The sequence below is a fragment of the Massilia sp. P2_C2 genome (genome assembly GCF_056404615.1).
Window position 1 is genome coordinate 1 of record NZ_JBFUDR010000086.1, and the last position, 21369, is coordinate 21369.

Annotated in this window: 24 protein-coding genes and 1 pseudogene; 11 read left to right on the plus strand and 14 right to left on the minus strand. The window is 64.6% G+C overall.

All coding sequences use genetic code 11. From position 1 onward, the window contains the following. The 7 genes from AC1DYX_RS12500 to hyfB all read right to left on the minus strand — a co-directional run. The coding region (locus AC1DYX_RS12500; protein WP_477259145.1) for a fused MFS/spermidine synthase at window positions 1–738 on the minus strand (738 nt) is incomplete at its 3' end. 39 nt (window positions 739–777) lie between these two features. Beyond that, window positions 778–1290 (minus strand): NADH-quinone oxidoreductase subunit B family protein, encoded by a 513-nt coding sequence (locus AC1DYX_RS12505; RefSeq protein ID WP_477259147.1) that lies wholly within the window; start codon window positions 1288–1290, stop codon window positions 778–780. Beyond that, entirely contained in the window at window positions 1290–2858 is a 1569-nt protein-coding gene (locus AC1DYX_RS12510; RefSeq protein ID WP_477259149.1) for a hydrogenase large subunit, read from the minus strand. Before AC1DYX_RS12510 ends, AC1DYX_RS12505 begins: the two co-directional genes overlap by 1 nt. 3 nt (window positions 2859–2861) lie before the next feature. Continuing rightward, complete coding sequence (locus AC1DYX_RS12515; protein WP_477259151.1) at window positions 2862–4316, minus strand: hydrogenase 4 subunit F; 1455 nt, start codon at window positions 4314–4316, stop codon at window positions 2862–2864. Between the two features lies 1 nt (window position 4317). Beyond that, complete coding sequence (locus tag AC1DYX_RS12520) at window positions 4318–4977, minus strand: formate hydrogenlyase (RefSeq protein ID WP_477259153.1); 660 nt, start codon at window positions 4975–4977, stop codon at window positions 4318–4320. A 1-nt stretch (window position 4978) separates the two neighbouring features. Beyond that, entirely contained in the window at window positions 4979–5929 is a 951-nt protein-coding gene (locus AC1DYX_RS12525) for a respiratory chain complex I subunit 1 family protein (protein ID WP_477259155.1), read from the minus strand. Further along, complete coding sequence (gene hyfB, locus AC1DYX_RS12530; RefSeq protein WP_477259158.1) at window positions 5926–7935, minus strand: hydrogenase 4 subunit B; 2010 nt, start codon at window positions 7933–7935, stop codon at window positions 5926–5928. Before hyfB ends, AC1DYX_RS12525 begins: the two co-directional genes overlap by 4 nt. Window positions 7936–8125: 190 nt before the next feature. Here hyfB and AC1DYX_RS12535 point away from each other — a divergent pair, with 190 nt between their 5' ends. Further along, window positions 8126–8326: a CopG family transcriptional regulator gene (locus AC1DYX_RS12535; RefSeq protein ID WP_477259190.1), complete on the plus strand. Its 201-nt coding sequence runs from the start codon at window positions 8126–8128 to the stop codon at window positions 8324–8326. Between the two features lie 38 nt (window positions 8327–8364). On the opposite strand, the pseudogene AC1DYX_RS12540 reads toward AC1DYX_RS12535, so the two are convergent. From AC1DYX_RS12540 to ygfZ, 6 genes and pseudogenes are all read right to left on the minus strand, one after another. Continuing rightward, a pseudogene (locus AC1DYX_RS12540) lies at window positions 8365–9114 on the minus strand (YoaK family protein); the annotation flags it as partial. A gap of 50 nt (window positions 9115–9164) precedes the next feature. After that, window positions 9165–10148 carry a fused MFS/spermidine synthase gene (locus AC1DYX_RS12545; protein WP_477259160.1) on the minus strand — a complete coding sequence of 328 codons (984 nt, stop codon included), beginning with the start codon at window positions 10146–10148 and terminating at the stop codon, window positions 9165–9167. A 479-nt stretch (window positions 10149–10627) separates the two neighbouring features. Beyond that, on the minus strand, window positions 10628–10813 hold the full coding sequence (locus AC1DYX_RS12550; protein ID WP_477259162.1) for a ribbon-helix-helix protein, CopG family: 186 nt from the start codon (window positions 10811–10813) through the stop codon (window positions 10628–10630). A gap of 156 nt (window positions 10814–10969) precedes the next feature. Then, window positions 10970–11725, minus strand: coding sequence for an NRDE family protein (locus AC1DYX_RS12555; RefSeq protein ID WP_477259164.1), 756 nt, complete (start codon window positions 11723–11725; stop codon window positions 10970–10972). Then, complete coding sequence (locus AC1DYX_RS12560) at window positions 11716–12006, minus strand: DUF4936 family protein (RefSeq protein ID WP_477259166.1); 291 nt, start codon at window positions 12004–12006, stop codon at window positions 11716–11718. Before AC1DYX_RS12560 ends, AC1DYX_RS12555 begins: the two co-directional genes overlap by 10 nt. Continuing rightward, window positions 12003–13061: a CAF17-like 4Fe-4S cluster assembly/insertion protein YgfZ gene (ygfZ, locus tag AC1DYX_RS12565; protein WP_477259168.1), complete on the minus strand. Its 1059-nt coding sequence runs from the start codon at window positions 13059–13061 to the stop codon at window positions 12003–12005. The genes AC1DYX_RS12560 and ygfZ overlap by 4 nt, the downstream gene beginning before the upstream one ends. A 122-nt stretch (window positions 13062–13183) precedes the next feature. Between ygfZ and mltG the strand changes: the two genes are divergently transcribed. Genes mltG through AC1DYX_RS12600 form a run of 7 tightly spaced genes read left to right on the plus strand, consistent with a single transcriptional unit; the run spans window position 13184 to window position 18311 of the window. Further along, entirely contained in the window at window positions 13184–14188 is a 1005-nt protein-coding gene (gene mltG, locus AC1DYX_RS12570) for an endolytic transglycosylase MltG (protein ID WP_477259170.1), read from the plus strand. Between the two features lie 15 nt (window positions 14189–14203). Further along, on the plus strand, window positions 14204–14830 hold the full coding sequence (gene tmk / locus AC1DYX_RS12575) for a dTMP kinase (RefSeq protein WP_477259172.1): 627 nt from the start codon (window positions 14204–14206) through the stop codon (window positions 14828–14830). Continuing rightward, window positions 14821–15855 carry a DNA polymerase III subunit delta' gene (locus AC1DYX_RS12580; protein WP_477259174.1) on the plus strand — a complete coding sequence of 345 codons (1035 nt, stop codon included), beginning with the start codon at window positions 14821–14823 and terminating at the stop codon, window positions 15853–15855. Before tmk ends, AC1DYX_RS12580 begins: the two co-directional genes overlap by 10 nt. A 13-nt stretch (window positions 15856–15868) precedes the next feature. Further along, window positions 15869–16270, plus strand: coding sequence for a PilZ domain-containing protein (locus AC1DYX_RS12585; RefSeq protein ID WP_477259192.1), 402 nt, complete (start codon window positions 15869–15871; stop codon window positions 16268–16270). 13 nt (window positions 16271–16283) lie between these two features. Next, a complete protein-coding gene (locus AC1DYX_RS12590; protein ID WP_477259176.1) occupies window positions 16284–16802 on the plus strand; it encodes an N-acetyltransferase family protein in 519 nt (172 codons plus the stop codon). Window positions 16803–16854: 52 nt separating this feature from the next. Beyond that, on the plus strand, window positions 16855–17643 hold the full coding sequence (locus AC1DYX_RS12595) for a TatD family hydrolase (RefSeq protein ID WP_477259178.1): 789 nt from the start codon (window positions 16855–16857) through the stop codon (window positions 17641–17643). Beyond that, a complete protein-coding gene (locus AC1DYX_RS12600; RefSeq protein WP_477259181.1) occupies window positions 17640–18311 on the plus strand; it encodes an ankyrin repeat domain-containing protein in 672 nt (223 codons plus the stop codon). Before AC1DYX_RS12595 ends, AC1DYX_RS12600 begins: the two co-directional genes overlap by 4 nt. On the opposite strand, the gene AC1DYX_RS12605 is transcribed toward AC1DYX_RS12600, so the two are convergent. Beyond that, the gene (locus tag AC1DYX_RS12605) at window positions 18295–19659 is read right to left on the minus strand and encodes a diguanylate cyclase domain-containing protein (protein WP_477259183.1); all 1365 of its coding nucleotides are present in this window, start codon (window positions 19657–19659) and stop codon (window positions 18295–18297) included. The two genes, AC1DYX_RS12600 and AC1DYX_RS12605, sit on opposite strands and share 17 nt — an antisense overlap. 197 nt (window positions 19660–19856) lie before the next feature. Here AC1DYX_RS12605 and AC1DYX_RS12610 point away from each other — a divergent pair, with 197 nt between their 5' ends. The 3 genes from AC1DYX_RS12610 to AC1DYX_RS12620 form a co-directional block, all read left to right on the plus strand. Next, window positions 19857–20780 carry a class I SAM-dependent methyltransferase gene (locus AC1DYX_RS12610; protein WP_477259185.1) on the plus strand — a complete coding sequence of 308 codons (924 nt, stop codon included), beginning with the start codon at window positions 19857–19859 and terminating at the stop codon, window positions 20778–20780. A 189-nt stretch (window positions 20781–20969) separates the two neighbouring features. Further along, complete coding sequence (locus AC1DYX_RS12615; RefSeq protein ID WP_477259188.1) at window positions 20970–21170, plus strand: hypothetical protein; 201 nt, start codon at window positions 20970–20972, stop codon at window positions 21168–21170. Between the two features lie 111 nt (window positions 21171–21281). Then, a partial coding sequence (locus tag AC1DYX_RS12620; RefSeq protein WP_477259194.1) for a DUF6139 family protein occupies window positions 21282–21369 on the plus strand: 88 nt, incomplete at its 3' end.

Sequence of the window (21369 nt, forward strand, 5' to 3'; positions counted from 1 at the left end):
ATTCTGCGCCACCAGGCTCACATCCGCGGGGTACAGCAAGGCGAGTTGCCGTGCGCGCCGGCGCAATGTTGCTTCATCGGCGTCCAGTGCCTTTCCTTTGCAGGCAAAGACAATCCTGTTCATGGAATCCAGTGCATCGACCACCGCGATCGCCCCATCGAACGCGCGATGGATGCGGTCGATATATATGTCGCTGCCCGGTGCGTCGCTCAGCAGATTGACGACCATGATCCCCTCCGCTGCCAGGGCGCCGTGGCAATCGTCATAGAACGGCTGGCTGCATAACGACGCCGGTTGTCCCTGCCGGTCGAAGCCGTCGACCATCAGAATATCGAAAGGATGGCGCGCTTCCCGGACAAAGTGCGCGCCATCCAGGCAATGCACCTGCAAACGGTCATTGTCATCGGGAATTTGGAATTGGCGGCGCAACGCGATGACCTGCGGATCGATTTCGGCCACCTCGATCGTGGTTCTCGTCAAATGCCGATAGCAAAATTTGGTGAGCGAACCGCCGCCCAAGCCGATCATGCCGACTCGAGTCGGCTCCGGCTTGAACAGCAGGACGCCCATCATCGATTGCGTATAGCCGAGAACCAGGGCATCGGGCGCATCGGCGCGCATTTCGCTTTGAATGGTCACGTCGTCGAACAGCAAGGACAACGCATTGCGGTGGTTGACCACCATTGGATGGYCGTCATGCGAGAGCGCCATCAGTGGAGAAACAATATCGGAAACCATTATGATGCTTCGGCAAGAGGACGAGAACGCGGCGCCAGTTCAGGCCCGCATCGACACGGCCGTCAGGATTCCCCGCAGGATCTCGAGCGGCGGGGGCGGGCAGCCCGGCACGACGATGTCGACCGGAATCACGTTGGCGACACGGCCGCAACTGGCATAGCTTTCGCCGAACAGGCCGCCGCTGCCGGCGCACTCGCCACAGGCAACCACGAGCTTCGGATCGGGCGTGGAATCGTACGCCTGCCGCAGCGCATCTTCCATGTTCTTGGTGACCGGACCGGTGACCAGCAGCATATCTGCATGGCGCGGGCTGGCGACGAACTTGATGCCGAGCCCTTCGATGTTGTAGTAGGGATTGGCCAATGCCTGAATTTCCAGCTCGCAGGCATTGCAGGACCCGGCATCGACCTGCCGGATGCACAGCGCGCGGCCGAGAATCGCCAGCAATTCACCATGAATGCGCTCGCGCGCGGTGCACCAATCGTCGTTCGGTTCGGGGGCAGCCTCGGTGGGCCAGCGGGTGCGCGCGATTTGCTTGAGTATGAGCCACATCAGCGGTCGTGTCCTGAATAGCTGAGATTGAACGACTTATTGATCAATGGGAAATCCGGGACGATATTGCCCATGATCGCGTGCTGCAGCACCGGCCAATTGAGCCAGGACGGATCGTGGCAATGGCAGCGCCGGATCGTTCCGCGCGCCGCGGCGGCTGGGACGACCTCGAGCGCGACGAATACCGCGCCGCGCCAGCTTTCGACCCAGCCGACGCCCAATTCGCTGACCGGTTCGGCCGGCAGCGGATGCGCGACCGGCCCGGGTGGAAGCCGGCGCAGGATGTCGCGCAGCAGGCGCAACGATTCGACGAGTTCATCGAAGCGCACCGACACGCGCGCGGCGACATCGCCATTGCGGTGCGTCGCCATACGCACGTCCAGTTGCGCATACGGGCCGATGCGGTGATCGGCGCGGGCGTCCCATGCCTGTCCGCTGGCGCGCCCGGCCAGGCCGCACAAGCCGAGTTCGGCCGCCAGTTTCGGCAGGACGCGGCCGGCCGCAATGAAACGGTCCTGCAGGCCTGCATGCCCGTCATAGATGGCGCGCAAGTTGTGGACTTCTTCCTCGATCGCATCACATTGCGCGGCCAGCAAGGCAATGCCGTCGGCGTCCAGATCGATCGTCACGCCGCCAGGCATGAGGCGATCCATCAACAAGCGGTGACCGAACAGGCGGCCGTTCAAGCGGATCCAGTCTTCCTTCAGGCGCATGAACTGGGCCAGGCCGAGCGCGAAGCCGGCGTCGTTGCCGAGGGCGCCGAGGTCGCCCAGATGATTGGCGACGCGCTCGCGTTCGAGCAGCAGCGCGCGCAACCATTGCGCGCGTTCCGGCACAGCGCAGCCGGTGGCGCCTTCGGCGGCCATGCAATAGGCCCATGCGAAGGCCACCGTCGCATCGCCGGATAGGCGGCCCGCCAGACGGTGGCCGTCGGCGAGCGTCCGGCCGACGAATAGCTTGTCGGTCCCTTTATGGGTGTAGCCGAGGTGCTGCTCCAACCGCAACACCTTCTCGCCCACCACGGAGAACCGAAAATGTCCGGGCTCGATGACGCCGGCGTGGATCGGTCCGACCGCGATCTCATGGACACCATCGCCCGCCACGGGGACGAAGGGATATTCGTCCACGGCGTGGGCGAACTGTTCCTGGCCCGAACACGCCTGCCGCAACGGAAAATAATCGCGCGGCCAGCGGCCATGGTTGATCCAGGGGCGCGTATCGTCGGCGCCGTCGGCGGCGATGCCCAGCAGATCGAACACGGCCCGTTGCATCCGGTCGGCCGCCGGGAAGATGGTCGACAGCGCCGGGTACCTGTCGTTCTCCTTGACGGCGAGCCGCAACCAGAGCAAGCCTGTCGCATCGCAAAACGCGGCAGACACGATGTCGTGGCGGGCGTCGGCGCGGCGGTCCGTTGCCCATAACCCGACCAGGCGGCCGCCGTCGGCCCGGACCTGGTGCGCCACGCGGATCCAGTCGCCGGCGTCGACGTGCGCCACGCCCGCCGGCATGTCGCCGGGCAGCGCCAGAAACGGGATGGCATAGCGTGCACTCATCGCCTCGATGTCCATCGTTTACCCCACGATCATGGTGACGGCCTGTCGGTACCAAGTGTCCAGGTAGGCCGGAATATACAAGCCGAGCAACAGTGCCAGCGCGAGATGGAGGAAGACCGGCAGCAGCGCCGGCGGATGGGCGAGCCGCCTGGCGGTCGTCTCGCCGAATACCATCGGCAACACGCGACCGAAGATCGCGGCGAATGCCACACCCAGGGAGACCAGCAACACGGGCGTCGCCCATGGCAACTCGCGCATGGCCGTGGTGACGATCAGGAATTCGCTGGCGAACACGCCGAACGGCGGCATGCCGAGAATCGCAAAAGCGCCGAGCAGCAGGCCCCAGCCGACGGTCGGACTGACGTTCGCCAGGCCGCGGATGTCGTCCATCACCTGGGTGCCTGCCTTTTGCGCGGCATGGCCGACCGTGAAGAAGATCGCCGACTTGACCAGCGAATGCACGGTCATGTGCAGCAAGCCGGCGTAGGTCGCGATCGGTCCGCCGATGCCGAAGGCAAAGGTCATCAGGCCGATATGCTCGATCGAGGAATACGAAAACATGCGCTTGATATCGCGTTGGCGCGCCAGCGAACAGGTCGCGACCAGAACCGACAACAGTCCAAAGCCCACCAGCAACCTACCCGGCATGCCGTTTTGCAGCGTGCCGTCGGCCAGCACCTTGATGCGCAACACTGCGTACAGGGCGACATTGAGCAACAGGCCGGAGAGCACGGCGGAGATCGGCGTCGGGCCTTCGGCATGCGCATCGGGTAGCCAGCTATGCAGCGGCACCATGCCCATCTTGGTGCCGTATCCGACCAACAGGAACGCGAGCGCCAACGACATGATGCCGGGCTCGAGATGCGCCTTGACCGCATTCAGGTTGGTCCAAAGCAAGGCGTCCGGGTGGACACCAAGCTGCCGGTTGGCGGCGAGGTAAAGCAGAATGGTGCCGAACAGCGCCAGCGCGATGCCGACGCCGCACAGGATGAAATACTTCCATGCCGCTTCGAGGCTGGCCGCGGTGCGATAGACGCTCACCAGCAGGACGGTGGCGAGCGTCGCGCCTTCGAGCGCCACCCACAGGATGCCGACGTTGTTGGTCGTCAGTGCCAGCAGCATGCCGAACATGAACAACTGGTACATGCTGTGATACAGGCGCAGGCGGGGTGGCGTCATCTTGCCGTGGTCGCGCTCGATCCGCATGTAGGGCCGCGAGAATAGCGACGTGRTGAACCCGACGAAGGCGGTCAGCGTCACCAGAAAGACATTCAGTGGATCGACGAACAGCAAGGTGCCAATGGCGAACGCCGGGCCATCGGCGATAATCTGCGCCGTGAGGACGGCCGCCGCCGCCAACGTGGCCAGGCTGAAGCCGACGTTGACTTCGGGCGCGCCATCGTGCTGGCCGACGAGGCTCAGCACGAACGCACCCAGCAACGGCGTGGCGAGGACGAAAAGCAAGGCATCCATGTCAGTCCTCTTTCAGGTGCTCCAGGTGGTGAATGTCCATGTTGTCGAACTGCTCCCGGATCTGGAACAGGAACACGCCCAGGATCAGGACGCCGCCCAGCACCGCCAGGGCGACACCAAGTTCGACGATCATCGGCATGCCGTTGGTCGCCGCCGTCGCCGCAAAGAACAAGCCGTTTTCCATGGTCAGGAAACCGATCACCTGCGGGACCGCCTTCGAGCGTGTGATCATCATCATCAGGGACAGGAGGATGCAGGCCAGCGCGATGCCGAGCGTGCCGCGCGCCACCGACGAAGACAGCTGCGAGATCGGCAGCGCCAGGTTGAAGGCGACGATCACGAGCACGATGCCGACCAGCATCATGGTCGGGACGTTGATCAGCGGTTCCACGTCCCACCGGACATTCAAGCGGTGGATCAGCTTGTACAGGATCCACGGGATCAAGACCACTTTCAGGCAAAAGGTCAGGCCGGCCGAGACGTAAAGGTGCGTGTCGTGCGTGGCGAATGCCGCCACCGTCGCTGCGGCCACCAGCGTCGCCCCGTGCAGCGTGAACAGGTGGATCAGCGACAGAATCCGGCGCTGGGCGAGCATCGCAAACGTCAGCAGGAGCAGCAGTGCCGCGAACAGGTTCAGGAGTTGCGGTGCGTAGGCGGCCATCCTAGGCTCCCAACAAGAAGTGCACGAGCATGCCGATGACCGCCAGCAGAAACGCGAAGGTCAGGAATTCCGGCACCCGGAAGATCCGCATCTTCGCGCTCAGCGCCTCGATCAGCGCCAGCGCCGCACCGCCGATGGCCAGCTTGAGCGCCAGCACCGGCAGCGCCAGCAGCAGTGCCGCCGGGTGGCCGGCTTCGGCAATGCCCCACGGGAAAAACAACGCGATGCCGATGCACGAATAGGCGAACAGTTTCAGGCTGGCGGCCCATTCCACCAACGCGAGATGGCGCCCGGAATATTCGAGGATCAGCGCCTCGTGGATCATGGTCAGTTCCAGATGCGTGGCCGGATTGTCGACCGGGATGCGGGCGTTTTCGGCGAGCGACACCATGGTGAAGGCGATGCCGGCGAAGGCCAGGCTCGGATAGATCGCCAGTTGGCGGTGCACAAGGCTTTCCACCATGGTTGGCAGCTGCGTCGATTGCGTGATCAGCGAGGCGGAAAACAAGACCATCAGCAGCGCCGGCTCGGCCAGGAAGCCGACCAGCATTTCGCGTCGCGCGCCGAGCGTGCCGAATGCCGTGCCGATATCCATGGCAGCCAGCGCGATGAAGACCCGTGCCAGCGCCAGCAAGCCGACCAGCGCGATCGCATCGGCGGCCGGCGACAGCGGCAAATCGGTTGACAGCGTCGGCGTGATGCCGCATGCCAGCGTCATGCATCCGAACACGACATACGGCGCCCCGCGAAACAGCGGCGTCGCATGTTCGGCCAACACCGATTCCTTGTAGAACAGCTTGTGCAACAGGCGGTATGGCTGGAACAGGCTCGGTGCGCGCTTGTTCTGCAGCCAGGCGCGGCACTGGTTGATCCATCCCGTCAGCAAGGGGGCGGCGGCCAGTGCCAGGACGATTTCCAGCAATTGTGACAAGGGACCGAACAGCGCGCTCATCGATATACCACCAGCAAGAGAAGCAGGAGCGTGGCAAAACTGTAGAGCAGATAGACCGCGATGCGGCCGTGCTGCAGCAAGCCGGCCACGCGCGCCAGGCGCTCGGTGGCCAGGATGATCGGCCGGTAGACCCATTGCCAGAACGGATCCTCGACCGTCACCTGGTAACGCGGCGCCTTGTCGAATGCCGTGGGCAGTTCGCGCGTCATCCGGAAGAACGGCCGGAAGATTTCGCGGATCGGTTGCCCGAAGCCTTCTGCCGTATCCTGCATGCGCGCAGTGACGATGGGGTAACCGCAACTCCAGGGAATGGCGCGCCGGAAACGCCCATGATAGAGCCGCCGGACGAGCAGGTACGCGAGCAGGCAACATGCCAGCAGGATCGCGACGAAGACCGCCGGTGCGTAGCTGGCGCGCTCGGGCGCCACTGGCGCCAGCAGCCACCAGCCCTGACGCGCCACGGCGCTCGCCAGGCCATCGCCGACCAGCGGGTGCGTGATGCGGTCCAGCAGCTGGATGAGTTGCACCGGGAATAAACCGAGGCCGAGACAGGCAGCCACCAGCCAGCCGAAGGCCAGACGCTCCCAGGCATCGGCATCATGCGCTTCACGCAGTTTGTCCTCGCGTGGCTGCCCTAGGAAAATTACGCCGAAGAACTTGACCATCAGGTAACCGGCCAAGGCACCGACCAGGGCGATGACCGCCGCCACGATCGGGACCAGCATGTTGAGGAAGGAATTCGGCAAGCCGGGCGTAAACAGGAAGCTCTGCAGCAGCAGCCACTCGGCGACAAAGCCACCGAGGGGCGGCAGGCCGGCGGCAGCCAGCGCCCCGACCAGCGCCGCCCATGCGGTCCACGGCATGAAGCGCATCAAGCCGCCCAATCGCCCGAGGTTGCGCTGGCCGGTCGCATGCAGTACGGTCCCGGTGCCGAGGAACAGCAGGCTCTTGAATGCGCCATGGCTGGCCACATGGTAGAGCGCGGCGGTCAATGACAGCGCGGCCAGGCTCGCCATGCCGTAGGCGTGAAACAGGATGGCCAGGCCGATGCCGGCGAAGATCAGCCCGATATTCTCGATCGACGAATACGCCAGCAGCCGTTTCATGTCGGTCTGGACGGTGCCGAGCACGACGCCGAACAAGGCGGTGGCCAGCCCGATCGCCAGCGTGGCGCCGCCCCACCACCAGAGTTGGAAATGCAGCAGGTCGAAGGTCACGCGCAAGACGCCGTAGACGCCGGTCTTCAAGACGAAGGCGCTCATCAGGGCCGAGATCGGCGACGGCGCGGCCGGATGCGCCTCGGGCAGCCAGACATGCAGCGGCAAGATCCCCGCCTTGGCACCGAAACCGAACAAGGCGAGGAAAAAGGCGATGGCGCCCCAGAACGCATCGAGGTGCTGGTGGCGCATGTTGGCGAAGGTGTAATCGCCGGTATTGGCCTGCAATAATCCGAAGCACAACAACAGTGCCAGCGCGCCGACATGGGAGATGATCAGGTACAGGAAACCGGCGCGCCGCACTTCCGGGAGCCGGTGGTTGGCGATCACCAGCAAGGTCGCGCTCAGCGTCATGGTTTCCCAGGCCACCATGAAGACATAGGCGTCATCGGCAATCAATAATAGCGCCATGCTGGCCAGGCACGCATGATATTCGAGACACAGCAGCCCGGGTGACGTGCCTTCGCCCTGGCGGAAATACCCGGCCGAAAACAGCGATACGCCGGTGCTGACGACGCCGAACACGAGCAGGAAAAATGACGCGAGCGGATCGAGCCGTAGATGGAACGGCAGGCCCGGCAGGCCAAGCCGCAGCACGGCCGACTGCGCCGCGCCGAAACAACCGGCCAGCCCGGCGATGCCGAGCGTCACCGCGAGCATGGCGCCCAAGGGAAACAAGACATGCGCCACGAACCGGGTACGCTTCAAGGTGGCCAGTCCGACTACGCCGATCACCAGCCAACCGGACACCACCAGCAGTATCCCGTCCATTGCCATCGTTTCCGTCACCAAGGACTCCTTCACGACACGCGACATTGCGATCCGTCAGCCATGGCGACGCGTCCGCGGACGGTACGTCGCAGGTAGGTTGTGGGACGGGATAAGGCAGCATGCTCGCCCTTGCGGCTGACGCGAGGGGCACGCGTAAAATGATAATTTCATTATAATACCAGCCTTATCAATTGCATAGAGCATGATCATGGAAGCAAAAACGGCCCGGCAGACCATCCTGATCGATCCGGCGAAGAAGCAGGCCTTGCAGGACTGGTGCGCCAGCCAGGATGTGACGCCTTCGCAGGTGGTGCGCCGCTTGATGCGCGACTACCTGGCGCAATACGGTGTCGACGCCGGGGCGGGGCGCGTGGACGAGGCGAGACCTGACCTGCCCACAGCAGCCTGATCGGCCGGCGCTGACGTAGCCTGGAATTGTTTCCGGAGTCGGCGCACGCGCAACGCGATATCTTCGAGCACCGGAACGGCCGCCAGGGCCGACAGCAGCAGCGCCAAGGGAATGGTCGATGCAAAACCGATGCACTTGAAGCCGATTGCACCAGCCACGCCGCCGACAAAGAACATCGTCAGCAACCACAGCAACAGCTTGATCCTGCTGCGATTGGCCACGACCATGGGCCGGGTCGAGTGCGCGCGTTCGATATTCCAGTAACACAGCTTGCCCAGCTCGATGCCGAGGTCGGTGACCAGGCCGGTGACATGGGTGGTGCGGATTTCGGCATGGGAAATCTTCGTGATGATGGCATTTTGCAAGCCCATGACAAAGCACAGCAACATGACGGTCATGGACACGAACAACCCGATGCGCGCTGCCAGATTCGCCCCCAGCATGCCGAAGCACAGGAGCAGCAGCGCCTCGAGCAGCAACGCCAGCGCATACTCGCTCTGCAGCCGCTTACGCCGTCCCCAATTGATCAGGACCGCCGAACAGGCGGCGCCGCCTGCAAACGACAGGATTGCTCCCACGCCTGCGAGCGCGACCGATGTCTCGCCCAGCGTCAGGCTATCGGCCACGGAGGAGACGATGCCGGTCATGTGCGACGTGTATTGATGCACGACCAGGAAACCGCCGGCATTCGTGGCGCCCGCCACAAAGCTCAAGGTCAGGCCGAGATGCTGGTTGGCTAGCGTGGTGCGGCGCCTGCCGGACAATCGGCGTAAAAAATGGATGGCCATAATCGATCGTTACCTTTCCGTCGCCGACGCGGCAGCAGTGCGTGCGCAGATCATGTCGGTGTGCGGAGGGTCGAAGGAGAATGGGGGCAGGGCGCATGGATCGAGGGCACGTGCGAGCGCATTCCGTGCCGTTGTTCGAGGATGCGTTGCGCGGTCGGACGCAAGGGAACGGGATGCAGCAACTCCAGTTTGTCGATACGGCTCGTCAACAGATGGTCCGGCACCTGCAATACGGCTCCCTTGCCGGCAAACACCACCTTGTTCGAGGAATCGATCGCCTGGACCACCACGAGGTTGCCCTGAAATGCGATATGGATCCGGTCGATCAACCGCTGCGTCTCCGCCATGTCGCCGAGCAGGTTGACCACCATCATGCCGCCCGGGGTCAAGGCTTGATAACAATCGCCATAAAAGCGCTCGCTGCAGAGCTGGGGCGGCTGACCGCGGCGGTCGAACCCATCGACCATCAAGACGTCGAACCGGCTGCTGGCCTGGCGCACGAACTCCGCGCCGTCCATGCAATGCACCTCCAGGCGTTCGTCGTCCGGCGGAATCCGGAATTGCGCGCGCAGCGCGATGACTTGCGGGTCGATCTCCGCCGCCGCGACGACCGCGCCCGATACATACCGGTGGCAAAACTTGACCAGCGATCCACCGCCCAGACCGATGACGCCGATGGCCTTGGGGGTGGGATTGAACAGCAGGAAGCCCATCATCGACTGCGTATAGCCCAGGACCAGATCGTCCGGGTGTTCCAGCGACATTTCGCTTTGCAAGGCAAACACATCGAATAGCAGGGACAGGGAATCGCGCTTCTGGTCCAGGATCGGCTTGCCGGTCCTGGACAAGGCGACCAGTTGCGTGAAATGGGCGGTCAGCGTGCCGATACAGGCAGGCGTGGGCGGCATATTTTTGACATGCAGCAGCGATTCGACGACATGGCGCAAGCGCGGCATGAGCGCCGGCGGAGGCAAGGGCACCGCGCCGCACGCAGCCAAGTGCGCCATGCTGTGCCGCACCCGCAAATCAAACATCGGGGGCGGTCGTTCGAACTCGACCCGTCGGTATGGCATGAATTATTACACTCGCATGATAATGTAATGTGAATGTAAATAGCGTATCATGTGCGGCTGGTGGGCGTCCAGTCCGTTAGTCGCGAGGGCGACCCACGAAGACGGCACTACAGATTCTGGAGGAAGTGATTTTGGAAATTGCAAAAGCGCAGGACGCGCATGATCTAATGCGAAGCGAAAGCGCAAGTGCATGGCAGCCTGGCCAAGGCCGGCCTTCACGAGTTCTCCGGGCAGTCGAGCTAGCCGATGATTTTGGCAAGGTATTGGCGTTGTGCTGTCCCGCCGTCACGCCGGCCGGCGACACGGCAAGTCAGCCGCCACGCCTGCTGGGTGCGGCAGTACAGCGCTTGATCGAGGTCAGCAGGAAATTTTTTCTGGAAGACGGGAATTGATGTGCGTACCCGATGCCTCGAGCGCGCAGGGGCGAAGCGCTGAGGTGCTTATTTGGACGGAGCCTTGATCTTGATCTTGGTCGCGTAGTCGACCTGGTGGCGCTCCAGGTATTCCCGGATCAATTGGCGAATCACCTGCGACGGCGTCAAGTCCTGCAGCGCACACAGTTCCTCGAAGGCCTTCTTTTTGACAGGATCGATCAGGACCGTCAGCCGGGCGGTTTTGGATTCCATCTTGATGGCATCGCCTTTAATGATAATGTCATTATCATTATACAGGCGTTCCTCCGATTCTGGGCGCTGTGCAAGCGCGACCAATTCCCTGGATGATTGAAGTCGCCGGGAACGTGCCGCGGATGGCCATCGTGCATGCGCGTCCCCGGGCTCAGGTCAGGCCGCCTGGTCGCAGGGCTTCAGGATGCGTTCGTGCAGTTCCGGTTCGGCGTCGAGGTACATCTTGACGACCGTGGACGTGCGCGTGCCGTAGCCGGGAATCTCGATGCAGACGGCGGACAGCTGGCGTTCCAGGTCGATCGGGACGCCTGTGTCGGGCAGGCGCATGTCGGGCGCGCGCGTCGTGTCGGCCAGCATCTCGAAATACGCTTCTTCCGGTGCGCCCTGCAGCAGCAGGCTCGCGAACGTGGCCTTGGTGCGCACGACCTTGGGCCAGGGCGCGTCCAGCAGGCTGTTCGACACGCCGTAGATGCCCGGTTCCAAAGCCTTGCCGTTGCGCGGGTCGGCGCCCGCCCGGTTCGAGAACCAGTACATGCCCTCGCGGTCGCCCAGGATCAGGTTGAAGCCGTTGTATGCGTGCGCGCTGCCGGCAATCCGGTCGAGGTAGGCCGGCGCATCGAGGTCGCCCTTGAGGAAGTCGGCCACGAGGGCGCCGCGCGTGGGCGCGTCCGTGCGCCGTTCGTCGGGAGCGCGGATGTTCGTGAGCGCGGCGAATTTCGGGCCGTGCGGGCCGGTCTTCGTCACGCCCATCCAGCTGCCGCCGCCCTGCAGGTCGCGGCCGGCGATGATGTTCGGCGCGTCGGGCCATGGGCCGGCCGGCGTGGCCGGGCGGTCATAGTATTCGTCGCGGTTGGCGCAGGCGACCAGCGGCAGGCCGGGGATCACGCGCCATGCAAAAACGATCAGGCACATGGTGTCAGGTCCGTAAAGATTTCGGCACGGCGCGGCCCATCGATGAGGCCCGCGATATCCGCGCCGTTCGCGGCGATGTCCAGGCGCGCGGGAAAGTCCGCAGTGACTCCCGGGTAGACTTCCATCCAGGTCTGCAGGCCGTCGCGCGTCTCGGGGCGGCGTTTCAGCTGCGGCTGCACGCCGTGCTGCTGCGCCACCTGCGCCTGCAGTGCGCGCACGCGCGGCGCCAGCGCGGCGGCATCCCGCTCGCGTACCTTGTAATAGACGTACAGGTCGATCATGCGTCGATGCTGTCGATCGGATACGGCAGCGGCAGGAAGTCGAGCTTCGTGCCGCCCGCGGAGCCGTGACGGACGTCGCCTTCCAGCGCGGCCAGCTTGATCTCGGCGAGTACATCTGCGCCGCCGGCTCCGTTCGGCGCGGCGTTGACGATCATGCCCGACGGCTGGTCGGGATCGTCGACGGAATACACTTCGTCGCCGGCGCGTGCGGCCGCATCGGCCAGCGTGGCCAGCACCATGCGGCGTTTCAGCTTGCCCAGGTACTGGCTGCGGGCGACGATTTCCTGGCCCGGATAGCAGCCCTTCTTGAAATTGACGCCGCCGAGCAGCTCGTAGTTGATCATCTGCGGCACGAACTGTTCCTGCGTCGGCTGGGTGATCTGCGGCACGCCCGCGTGGATGGACGCCAGCCGCCACGCGGCGTTGCCGCCCAGCGCGAGCGTGTCCCGCAGCCGGGGCAGGGCCTCGATGGCGGTGTCCGGCGTCGTCAGCCACAGGTAGCGGGGATGGCCGAGCGCGTCGGCCAGGCGGATCACGGTGCCGGCTGCGCCGTCGACCCTGGCGTAGGGCGCTTCCGGCAACGCGCCGGCGCAGGCGCGCAGGGCGCTTGCCGCGGCCGCGCCGCCGAGGCCGAGGACGGCGGTGTTCCGTGGTTCGTCGGTGGCGTCGCGCAACTTCGCTTTCGCGCGCAGCACGAACATCGTCAGGCGCTTCTGCAGCGGTGCCTGGATGGCGCGCGGCAGCTGCAGGTAGACGGCATCAAGGTCGCGCCACATCAGGAACGTGGCCTGCAGCCGGCCTTTCGGCGTGCAATAGCCGGCCAGCCGGGCCTCGGTCGTGCCGAGGTGCTCGACGTCGTTCGTGAGCTGGTTGTGCAGGAAGCTGGCGGCGTCCTCACCGGCGACGGCGATCAGGCCCAGGTCGGTGACCGTGGCGACGAAGCCTTGTGCGAGGTCGGCGGTGGCGAGCACGCGCCCGAAATCTTCGATCTCCGTCGGGCTATCGGGATGGAAACGGGCGGCCTGGGTGGCGAGGTGGGCTATCCAATTGTTCATGACACGAATTATTTCCTGTTTGGGCAGTATCGGCTTTATGATTACGGCCTCATTATAAGATCGCCTCGGAAAACGCGCCGACGAGGGCGCAAAACCAAGAACACAGCACAGCACAGCACAGCATGGCATTCATTAGAAAACTCATCGTCACGGGCGTGGTCGGCCTTGTGGCTGCCGGCGCCGGCTTCCAGTGGTGGAGCAAGCAACCGATCACGCCGGGCAGCGCACCCGTGATCCCGTTCGCCATCACGCAGGGCAGCGGCGTCGCCGGCGCAGCGCAGCAGATGGCGTCGGCCGGCGTGCCCGTCAATACGTTCCTGTTCGGGATGCTGGCGCGCGTCACCGGCAAGGCCAGCCAGATCAAGGCGGGCAGCTACGAGCTGAAGCCGGACACGACCCCGCGCCGCCTCCTGACCCAGCTCGTGCGCGGCGAGTTCGCGCAGGAATCGCTGACCATCATCGAAGGCTGGACGTTCCGCCAGATGCGCCAGGCCGTCGACACCGCGCCCAACCTGAAGCATGAGACTTTGAGGCTGTCCGACCAGGACTTGCTGGCGAAGATAGCCCCGCAGTACAAGGCGCCGGAGGGCCTGTTCTTCCCCGATACCTACCTGTTCGCGAAGGGCGCGAGCGACCTGTCGGTCTACAGGCAGGCGCACGAAATGATGATGAAGCGCCTGCAGGCCGCGTGGGACAAGCGCGATCCGGGCCTGCCCTACACCGACCCGTACCAGGCGCTGATCATGGCGTCGCTGGTCGAAAAGGAAACGGGCCAGAAAAGCGAGCGGGCGATGATCGCCGGTGTGTTCGTGAACCGCCTGAAGACCGGGATGCTGCTGCAGACCGACCCCACCGTCATCTATGGCATGGGCGACAAGTACGACGGCAAGATCCGCAAGAAGGACCTCGAGACGGACACGCCGTACAATACCTATACGCGCGCGGGCCTGCCGCCGACGCCGATCGCCCTGCCGGGCGTGCAGTCGCTCGCGGCGGCGACGGCGCCCGCCAGGACGGAGGCTTTGTATTTCGTCTCGCGCAACGATGGCACGAGCCATTTTTCGGTGAACCTGACCGAGCATAACAAGGCCGTCAACCAGTACCAGCGCAACCAGGCGCCCCGTTGATCACGAATGAACCCAATGAATGAACACGATGCCACCCGCGGGCGCTTCATCACCTTCGAAGGCATCGACGGCGCCGGCAAGTCGACGCATATCGGCTACGTCACGGCGCTACTGAAGGCGGCGGGCAAGACCGTCGTCTCGACGCGCGAACCGGGCGGCACGCCGCTGGGCGAAAAACTGCGCGAGCTGGTGCTGCACGAAAGGATGCACCTCGAGACCGAGGCGCTGCTGATGTTCGCCAGCCGGCGCGAGCACGTGGCGCAGGTGATCGAACCCGCGCTCGCGCGCGGCGAGTGGGTCTTGTCCGACCGCTTCACGGATGCCAGCTTCGCCTACCAGGGCGGCGGGCGCGGACTCGATCGCGCGAAACTCGACGCCCTGGAACAATGGGTGCATCCGCACCTGCAGCCGGACCTGACCTTGTTGTTCGACGTCCCGCTGGACGTCGCGCGCGCCCGCCTCGATGCCACGCGCACGCTCGACCGGTTCGAGGCGGAGCAGGCCGATTTCTTCGCGCGCGTGAAGGGCGAATACCTGCGCCGCGCCGCCACGTCCGGCGGGCGCATCGCCGTCATCGATTCCACGCAGGCCATCGACGACGTGCGCGCCGCGCTCCGTTCCACTTTGGAGACATGGTTGTGAGTATCTACCCCTGGCAGGAGGATGCCTGGGCGCGCCTGCAGGTGATGCGCGCGCGCCTGCCGCACGCCATCCTGTTCCATGGCCCGGCCGGCATCGGCAAGGCCGACTTCATCGAAGCCTTTGCGCAGGCGCTGCTGTGCGAAAACGTGCGTCCGGACGGTCATGCATGCGGCACCTGTGCGTCGTGCGGCTGGTTCGTCCAGGGCAATCACCCGGATTACCGGCGCGTGCGCCCGGAGGCCCTGGAGGACGAGCTCCCGGCGGCCGAGGGAGAAGATGCCCCGCCCGAAGAAAAGAAAACGAAGTCGAAAACGGCGTCGAAAGAGATCAAGATCGAGCAGGTGCGCGCGCTGGCCGATTTCATGAATATCTCGACGCACCGCCAGGGCTTGCGCGTCGTCGTGCTGTATCCGGCCGAGGCGCTGAACATGCCGGCCTCGAACGCGCTGCTGAAGACGCTGGAAGAACCGCCGCCGGGCACCGTGTTCCTGCTGGCATCGAATGGGCTCGACCGGCTGCTGCCGACGATCCTGTCGCGCTGCCGCAAGTTCGCGCTGCCCATGCCCGACCATGCCCAGGCGCTCGCCTGGCTGGAGGCGCAGGGCGTACAGGATGCGGACGGCTGGCTGCGCGAGCAGGGCGGTGCGCCGCTGGCGGCGCTCACCCAGGCCGAGACCGGCAGCCGCGAGGAACTGGACGGTTTGTTGCAGGTGCTCGCGCAACCCAGCGTCGATGCCGCGTTGCGCAGTGCCGACAAGTTGAGCAAGGCGCCGCTCGCCGCGCTTGTTGCATGGCAGCAGCGGTGGCTGTATGACGTGTTTTCGTACAAGCTATCCGGCGTGATCCGGTATTATCCGAGATATCAGCGGGAACTGGCCGTGCTGGCCGGGCGTGTGCACGTGGCTGATTTAATGCAGGCAATCAAATCCACGAACGAGCGCCGCGCCGTCGCCGACCACCCTTTGTCTCCGAAGTTGTTTGTCGAAGACATGTTGCTTGATTACACGTCGCGCTGCGGCCCATGATGAAAGGATGATGATGAGTGTAACGCCGAACGGACCGATCAGCGGCTTGGCCGCCGATCCGAATGCGCCGCAACCCGCGCGGCCGTCCGTGCTGTCGCTCGCCATCAAGGAAAAGGCCGCCCTGTACGCGGCCTATATGCCGTTCCTGAAGAACGGCGGCATGTTCGTGCCGACGAACAAGCCGTACAAGATCGGCGACGAGATCTACCTGATCCTGTCGCTGATGGACGACCCCAACAAATACCCGATCGCCGGCAAGGTCGCGTGGATCACGCCGCCCGGCGCGAACAACAACAAGGCGCAGGGCATCGGCGTGCACTTCCCGGCCGACGAGACCGGGCAGCGCGCCCGGCTGCGCATCGAAGAAATCCTCGGCGCCGCGCTGCGCTCGTCGCGCGCCACGCATACCCTGTAGCAAAAGTTTCAATATGCCGTCCTACGTACACCGTCTCGCCCGTCGGGATGATCTGGCCGTCATCGTCGATATCTATAATTCCACCATCGCGTCGCGCGAAGTCACCGCCGATACGGAACCGGTCACCGTGCAATCGCGCGAGGGCTGGTTCGACGAACACACGCCGGAGCGCCGTCCCCTGTGGGTGATCCACGATGCGGCCGACACGTCGGACGAGCCGGCCGTGATCGGCTGGTGCTCGTATTCGAATTTCTATGGCCGGCCCGCGTATTCGGGCACGGCGGAGCTGTCGATCTATATCGCCGAAGCCTGGCGCGGCAAGGGTATCGGAGGGTATTGCCTGGAGCAGGCGATGGCGTTTGCGCCCAACATCAACGTGCATACGCTGCTGGGTTTCATCTTCGGCCATAACGCGCCCAGTCTGGGGCTGTTCCGTAAATACGGCTTCGACACGTGGGCGCATTTTCCGCGCGTGGCGAATCTCGACGGCATCGAGCATGATCTGATCATTCTCGGAAAGCGGGTGACCTGAAACGTTTGGTGGGCACAGGGTGCCCACCAATGCATTCGCGTACAATATCGGGATGTATATCGATTCCCACTGCCACATCAATTTCCMGGAACTGGCCGCGCGGATGCCGGAGATCCTGGCCAAAATGGCCGAGAACAAGGTGACGCACGCCCTGTGCGTTTCCGTCGACTTGCCGGAATTTCCCAGTGTGCTCGCGCTGGCCGAGCAATACCCGCATATTTATGCCTCCGTCGGCGTGCACCCCGACTACGAAGACACGCCTGAGCCCACCGTCGCGCAGCTCGTCGAGCTGGCCGATCACCCGAAGATCATCGCGATCGGCGAGACGGGCCTGGACTATTACCGCCTGGAAGGCGACCTCGAATGGCAGCGCGAGCGCTTTCGCACGCACATCCGCGCGTCGCGCGAGACGAAGAAGCCGCTGATCATCCACACGCGGTCCGCCAGCGCCGACACGATCCGCATCATGCGCGAAGAGGGCGCGGGAACGGATCGGGGCGGCGTCGCCGGCGTCATGCACTGCTTCACCGAATCGCTCGACGTGGCGCAGGCCGCCATCGAGATGGGGTTCTATATTTCGTTCTCCGGCATCGTGACGTTCAAGAGCGCGAAGGAGCTGCAGGCGGTGGCGCGCGCGCTGCCGCTGGACCGCATCATGATCGAGACCGATTCGCCGTATCTCGCGCCCGTGCCTTACCGCGGCAAGATGAACGAGCCGGGCTATGTGGCGCACGTGGCGGAATACCTCGCCACCCTGAAGGACGTGTCGCTGCGCGAGATCGCCGACCGAACCACCGAGAATTTCTTCAACCTGTTCCAGTCCGCCAAGGTGACTGCATGATGCGCCGTACCGTACTCCGATCGCTCCTGCTCGTGGCCGCGATGGCGGCCGGCATTGCCCCCGTCGCTGCCGCAACCGGTGCCCAGACCGCCGACTTCTTCCGCGCCGTGCAGATGGACGATCCACGCACCGTGCAGTCGCTGCTGGGCACCGTGGATCCGAACGCGGTGAATCCGATCGGCGGCGAACCGGCCGTCGTACTGGCCGTGCGCGAAGGTTCGATGCGCGTGCTCGACGTGCTGCTGCGCCATCCGGGCACGAACGTCGACGCCCAGGCCATGAACGGCAATACGGCGTTGATGATGGCTGCGTTCAAGCAGAACAAGCCGGCCGCCGAGGCGCTGATTGCGAAGGGCGCCGCCGTCAACCGTCCCGGCTGGACACCGCTGCACTATGCGGCCGCCAGCGGCGACGTCGACATCGCGCAGCTGCTGCTTGCGCGCGGTGCCCGTATCGACGCGGTGTCGCCGCCCGCGAGCGGCAAGTACACGCCGCTGATGATGGCGGCACGCGAAGGCCACGAGGATTGCGCGAAGTTCCTGCTCGGCCAGGGCGCCGATCCGCAGCTGAAGAACGGCGAAGGACTCACGGCGGCGCAGATCGCGCAAAAGGCCGACCACGCCGGCATCGCCGCCGCGATCGACCAGCGCGTCAAGCGCGGCCACTGAACGACGCCGGGGCGGACGCGGGGACGGGCATGTCCGGCCCCGTGTCGCACTTGCGGACGCGCTTCGTCGCATACATCCCGGCATCCGCGTGCATCAAGAGCGTCTCGACCTGGTCCGCATGGTCCGGGAACAGCGCGATGCCGATGCTGGCGCCGATGAACAGCGGCGCGCACAGGGTCGGCACCGGCTGTGCCAGCGCGGCGCGGATCTTGGCGGCGCAGTGCTCGGCGTCCTCGGGCGCGTGCAGGTCCTCCAGCAACAACACGAATTCGTCGCCGCCGAGGCGGGCCACGGTGTCCGACTCGCGCGCGCATTCGACGAGCCTCGCCCCGACCTCGCGCAGCAGCGCATCGCCGGCGGCGTGGCCGTGGCGGTCGTTGACCTGCTTGAAATCGTCGACGTCCACATACAGCAGACCGAGGCGCGACTGGCAGCGCCGCGCGCGCGCGACGGCCGTGCGGATACGGTCGAAGAACAGGCGGCGGTTCGGCAGCCCGGTCAATTCGTCGTAGCAGGCGAACCGCATCAGGTCGTCGTGCAGGCGCTTGCGCTCCAGCGCCAGCCCCACCTGGGCCGCGACGAAGTGCAGCAGGCCGCGGTCGGCCGCGGAATAGCCGGTGCGGGCGCGATCGTGCAGCAGCAGCGCGCCGATCGTGCCGGACGGGCCTTTCAGTTCGATCATGAGCCACGCCGTCACGCGGCCGCCCGCGACGTGGCGCACGGCGTCCGGCGCGAGCGCGTCCGGTGTCGAGGCCCTCGTGCGCCAGCGCGCCAGGCACGCACGCGAGGGCAGGCGGCTGCGTTCGTCGTGGTCGCGTCGGTAGATCACCTTGAAGCCCTGCTGCGGCGTCGGATCCGTGACGACGATCATCCCGGGTGCACCCACCATCCGGTCGAGGATGCCGTGGATCTCGGCACACAGGCCGACCAGGTCGCCGGCCTGGTAGGCGGCTTCCGAAATCGCATAGGTGGCCGCCTGGCGCCGCTCGGCGCGCTTGCGGGCGCTGATGTCGCGGGCGACCCCCAGGCGCAGGCCGAGGTCGGCGATCCGGCGCGCCGACCACATGACGTCGATCCAGCGCCCGTCCTTGTGCACATAGCGGTTCTCGAAGCCCACGCGATCCTGTCCCGCTTCCACGCGCACGACTTCGGCGCGGGTCTGGTCGCGGTCTTCGGGCACGACGAAATCGAGGATGCTTCGTCCGATCAGTTCCATGGGACGGTAGCCGAGCATCCGTTCGCAGCCAGCGCTGACGTCGACGATGACGTCATTCCGGTCCACGAGAAATACAACGTCCAGCAACAGATCGGCGATGTTTGCCGACAAGGAACGAATCGAATGGACCATGGTGACCGGCGGCAATGTTGAGTGATGGGAAAATACTAACATTCGCCGTCGGAAAAATGCCAAGGAATTTCGTTCCAAATTGCATAACTGTTCCTTCGATCCGACAAACTGGACCGCAAAGCCCCGTCAGCTCAGCCCTTTAGTTGCCTAATTGCATGGACATAATGCAGCCTGAGTCCAATCATGGTGAGGAACCAATGCTGAACGAACGCGAAATCGAGAGCTGCTACCTGGGGCAGTTCATCCCGGTCCACTACCATCACAACATGCTGATGGACCAGAACCGCATGCACAGCTTCAAGTCCGCGATCTACCATGCCGTCAAGCCGGGCATGAAGGTGCTCGAACTGGGGGGCGGCACGGGTGTGCTGTCGTTCTTCGCGGCCCAGAATGCCGACAAGGTATACTGCGTCGAGTTCAACCCGGACATGGTGCGCGAGGCGCGCCGTTTCCTCGCCATGAACCCGAACGGCCACAAGGTCGAGGTGATCCACGCGGACGCCTTCGAATACCTGCCGCCGGAACCCGTCGACCTCGTGATCTGCGAAATGATCCATGTGGGCATGCTGCGCGAGAAGCAGGTCGAGGTCATCGAATCGTTCAAGCGGCGCTACCTGGCCCGCTTCGGCGGTCCGTTGCCGATCTTTATGCCGGAAGCCGTCATCATGGCCGCTCAGCCGCTGCAGGTCGAATACGACTTCGAAGGCTTTTACGCGCCGATCGTGCAGTTCCAGCCGACCAACGTGATCTATCCCGGCACCGTCGAACTGGCGCAGCCGGGCGTGTACTCGGTCATGGACTTCAGCCAGCCCGTGGGCGACGCCATCGCCTGGGAAGGCCAGTTCCGCATGGAACAGGGCGGCCGCCTGAACACGCTGCGCTTCATCACGAAGAACGTCCTGTCGATCGTCGAGGAACGCGGCACGACGATCGACTGGCTCAACCATTACATGATGCTGCCGCTAGCGACGCCGCTGGACGTGCAGGCCGGCGACATCGTCCAGGTGAGCTTCGCCTACCGCGCGGGCGGGTCGATCCCGTCGCTGGAAGCCTCGATGCGGGCCGACGTGGTCGTCCGTGCGGGCGAGCCGGTGCGCGCGCCGGAGCCGGCGTTCGCCTGATACGAGCCTGTTCGGGCCGGACGTCCGCGACGTCCGGCGAGTCCGCGGCGGCGCCGTTCGCCCCTGGTTTTGCCCCGTCCATCCGCCGCCTGCGGCCGTCCATCGCAGAGCCATTGCAGCCGGGCGTCCAGCCAACTACAGTCACAGCATCGGGCCCGTTCGGCCCCCGTCCGATCCAAGGAGCTGGCGATGCTGGGTTTCCTCGTGTGGTTGCTGTTACTATTCCTTTGCTGGCCGATCGCGCTGCTGGCGCTCGTGCTGTATCCCGTCCTCTGGCTCGTGCTGTTGCCGTTCCGGTTGCTGGGGATCGGCGTGGAGGCCGTGTTCGAGTTGCTGCGGGCCATCGTGATGTTGCCGGCGCGCGTCCTTGGAGGCGGCGTCGGACGCTGAAACGTTGACGTACGGCCAGTGTGCGCCGATTAACAGACGGTAATTCACCGTTCGCCTATCGTCCCATACTGATGGCTTTCATCCGAGAGTCATGCTTTTAAAGGAAATGACATGCGCCTGGACATCTACCGCAGAGCCGAACACGACGGCAAATTCTCCTACCTGGCCGTCCCCGAGACCCGTAACATTCCCGAGGAAG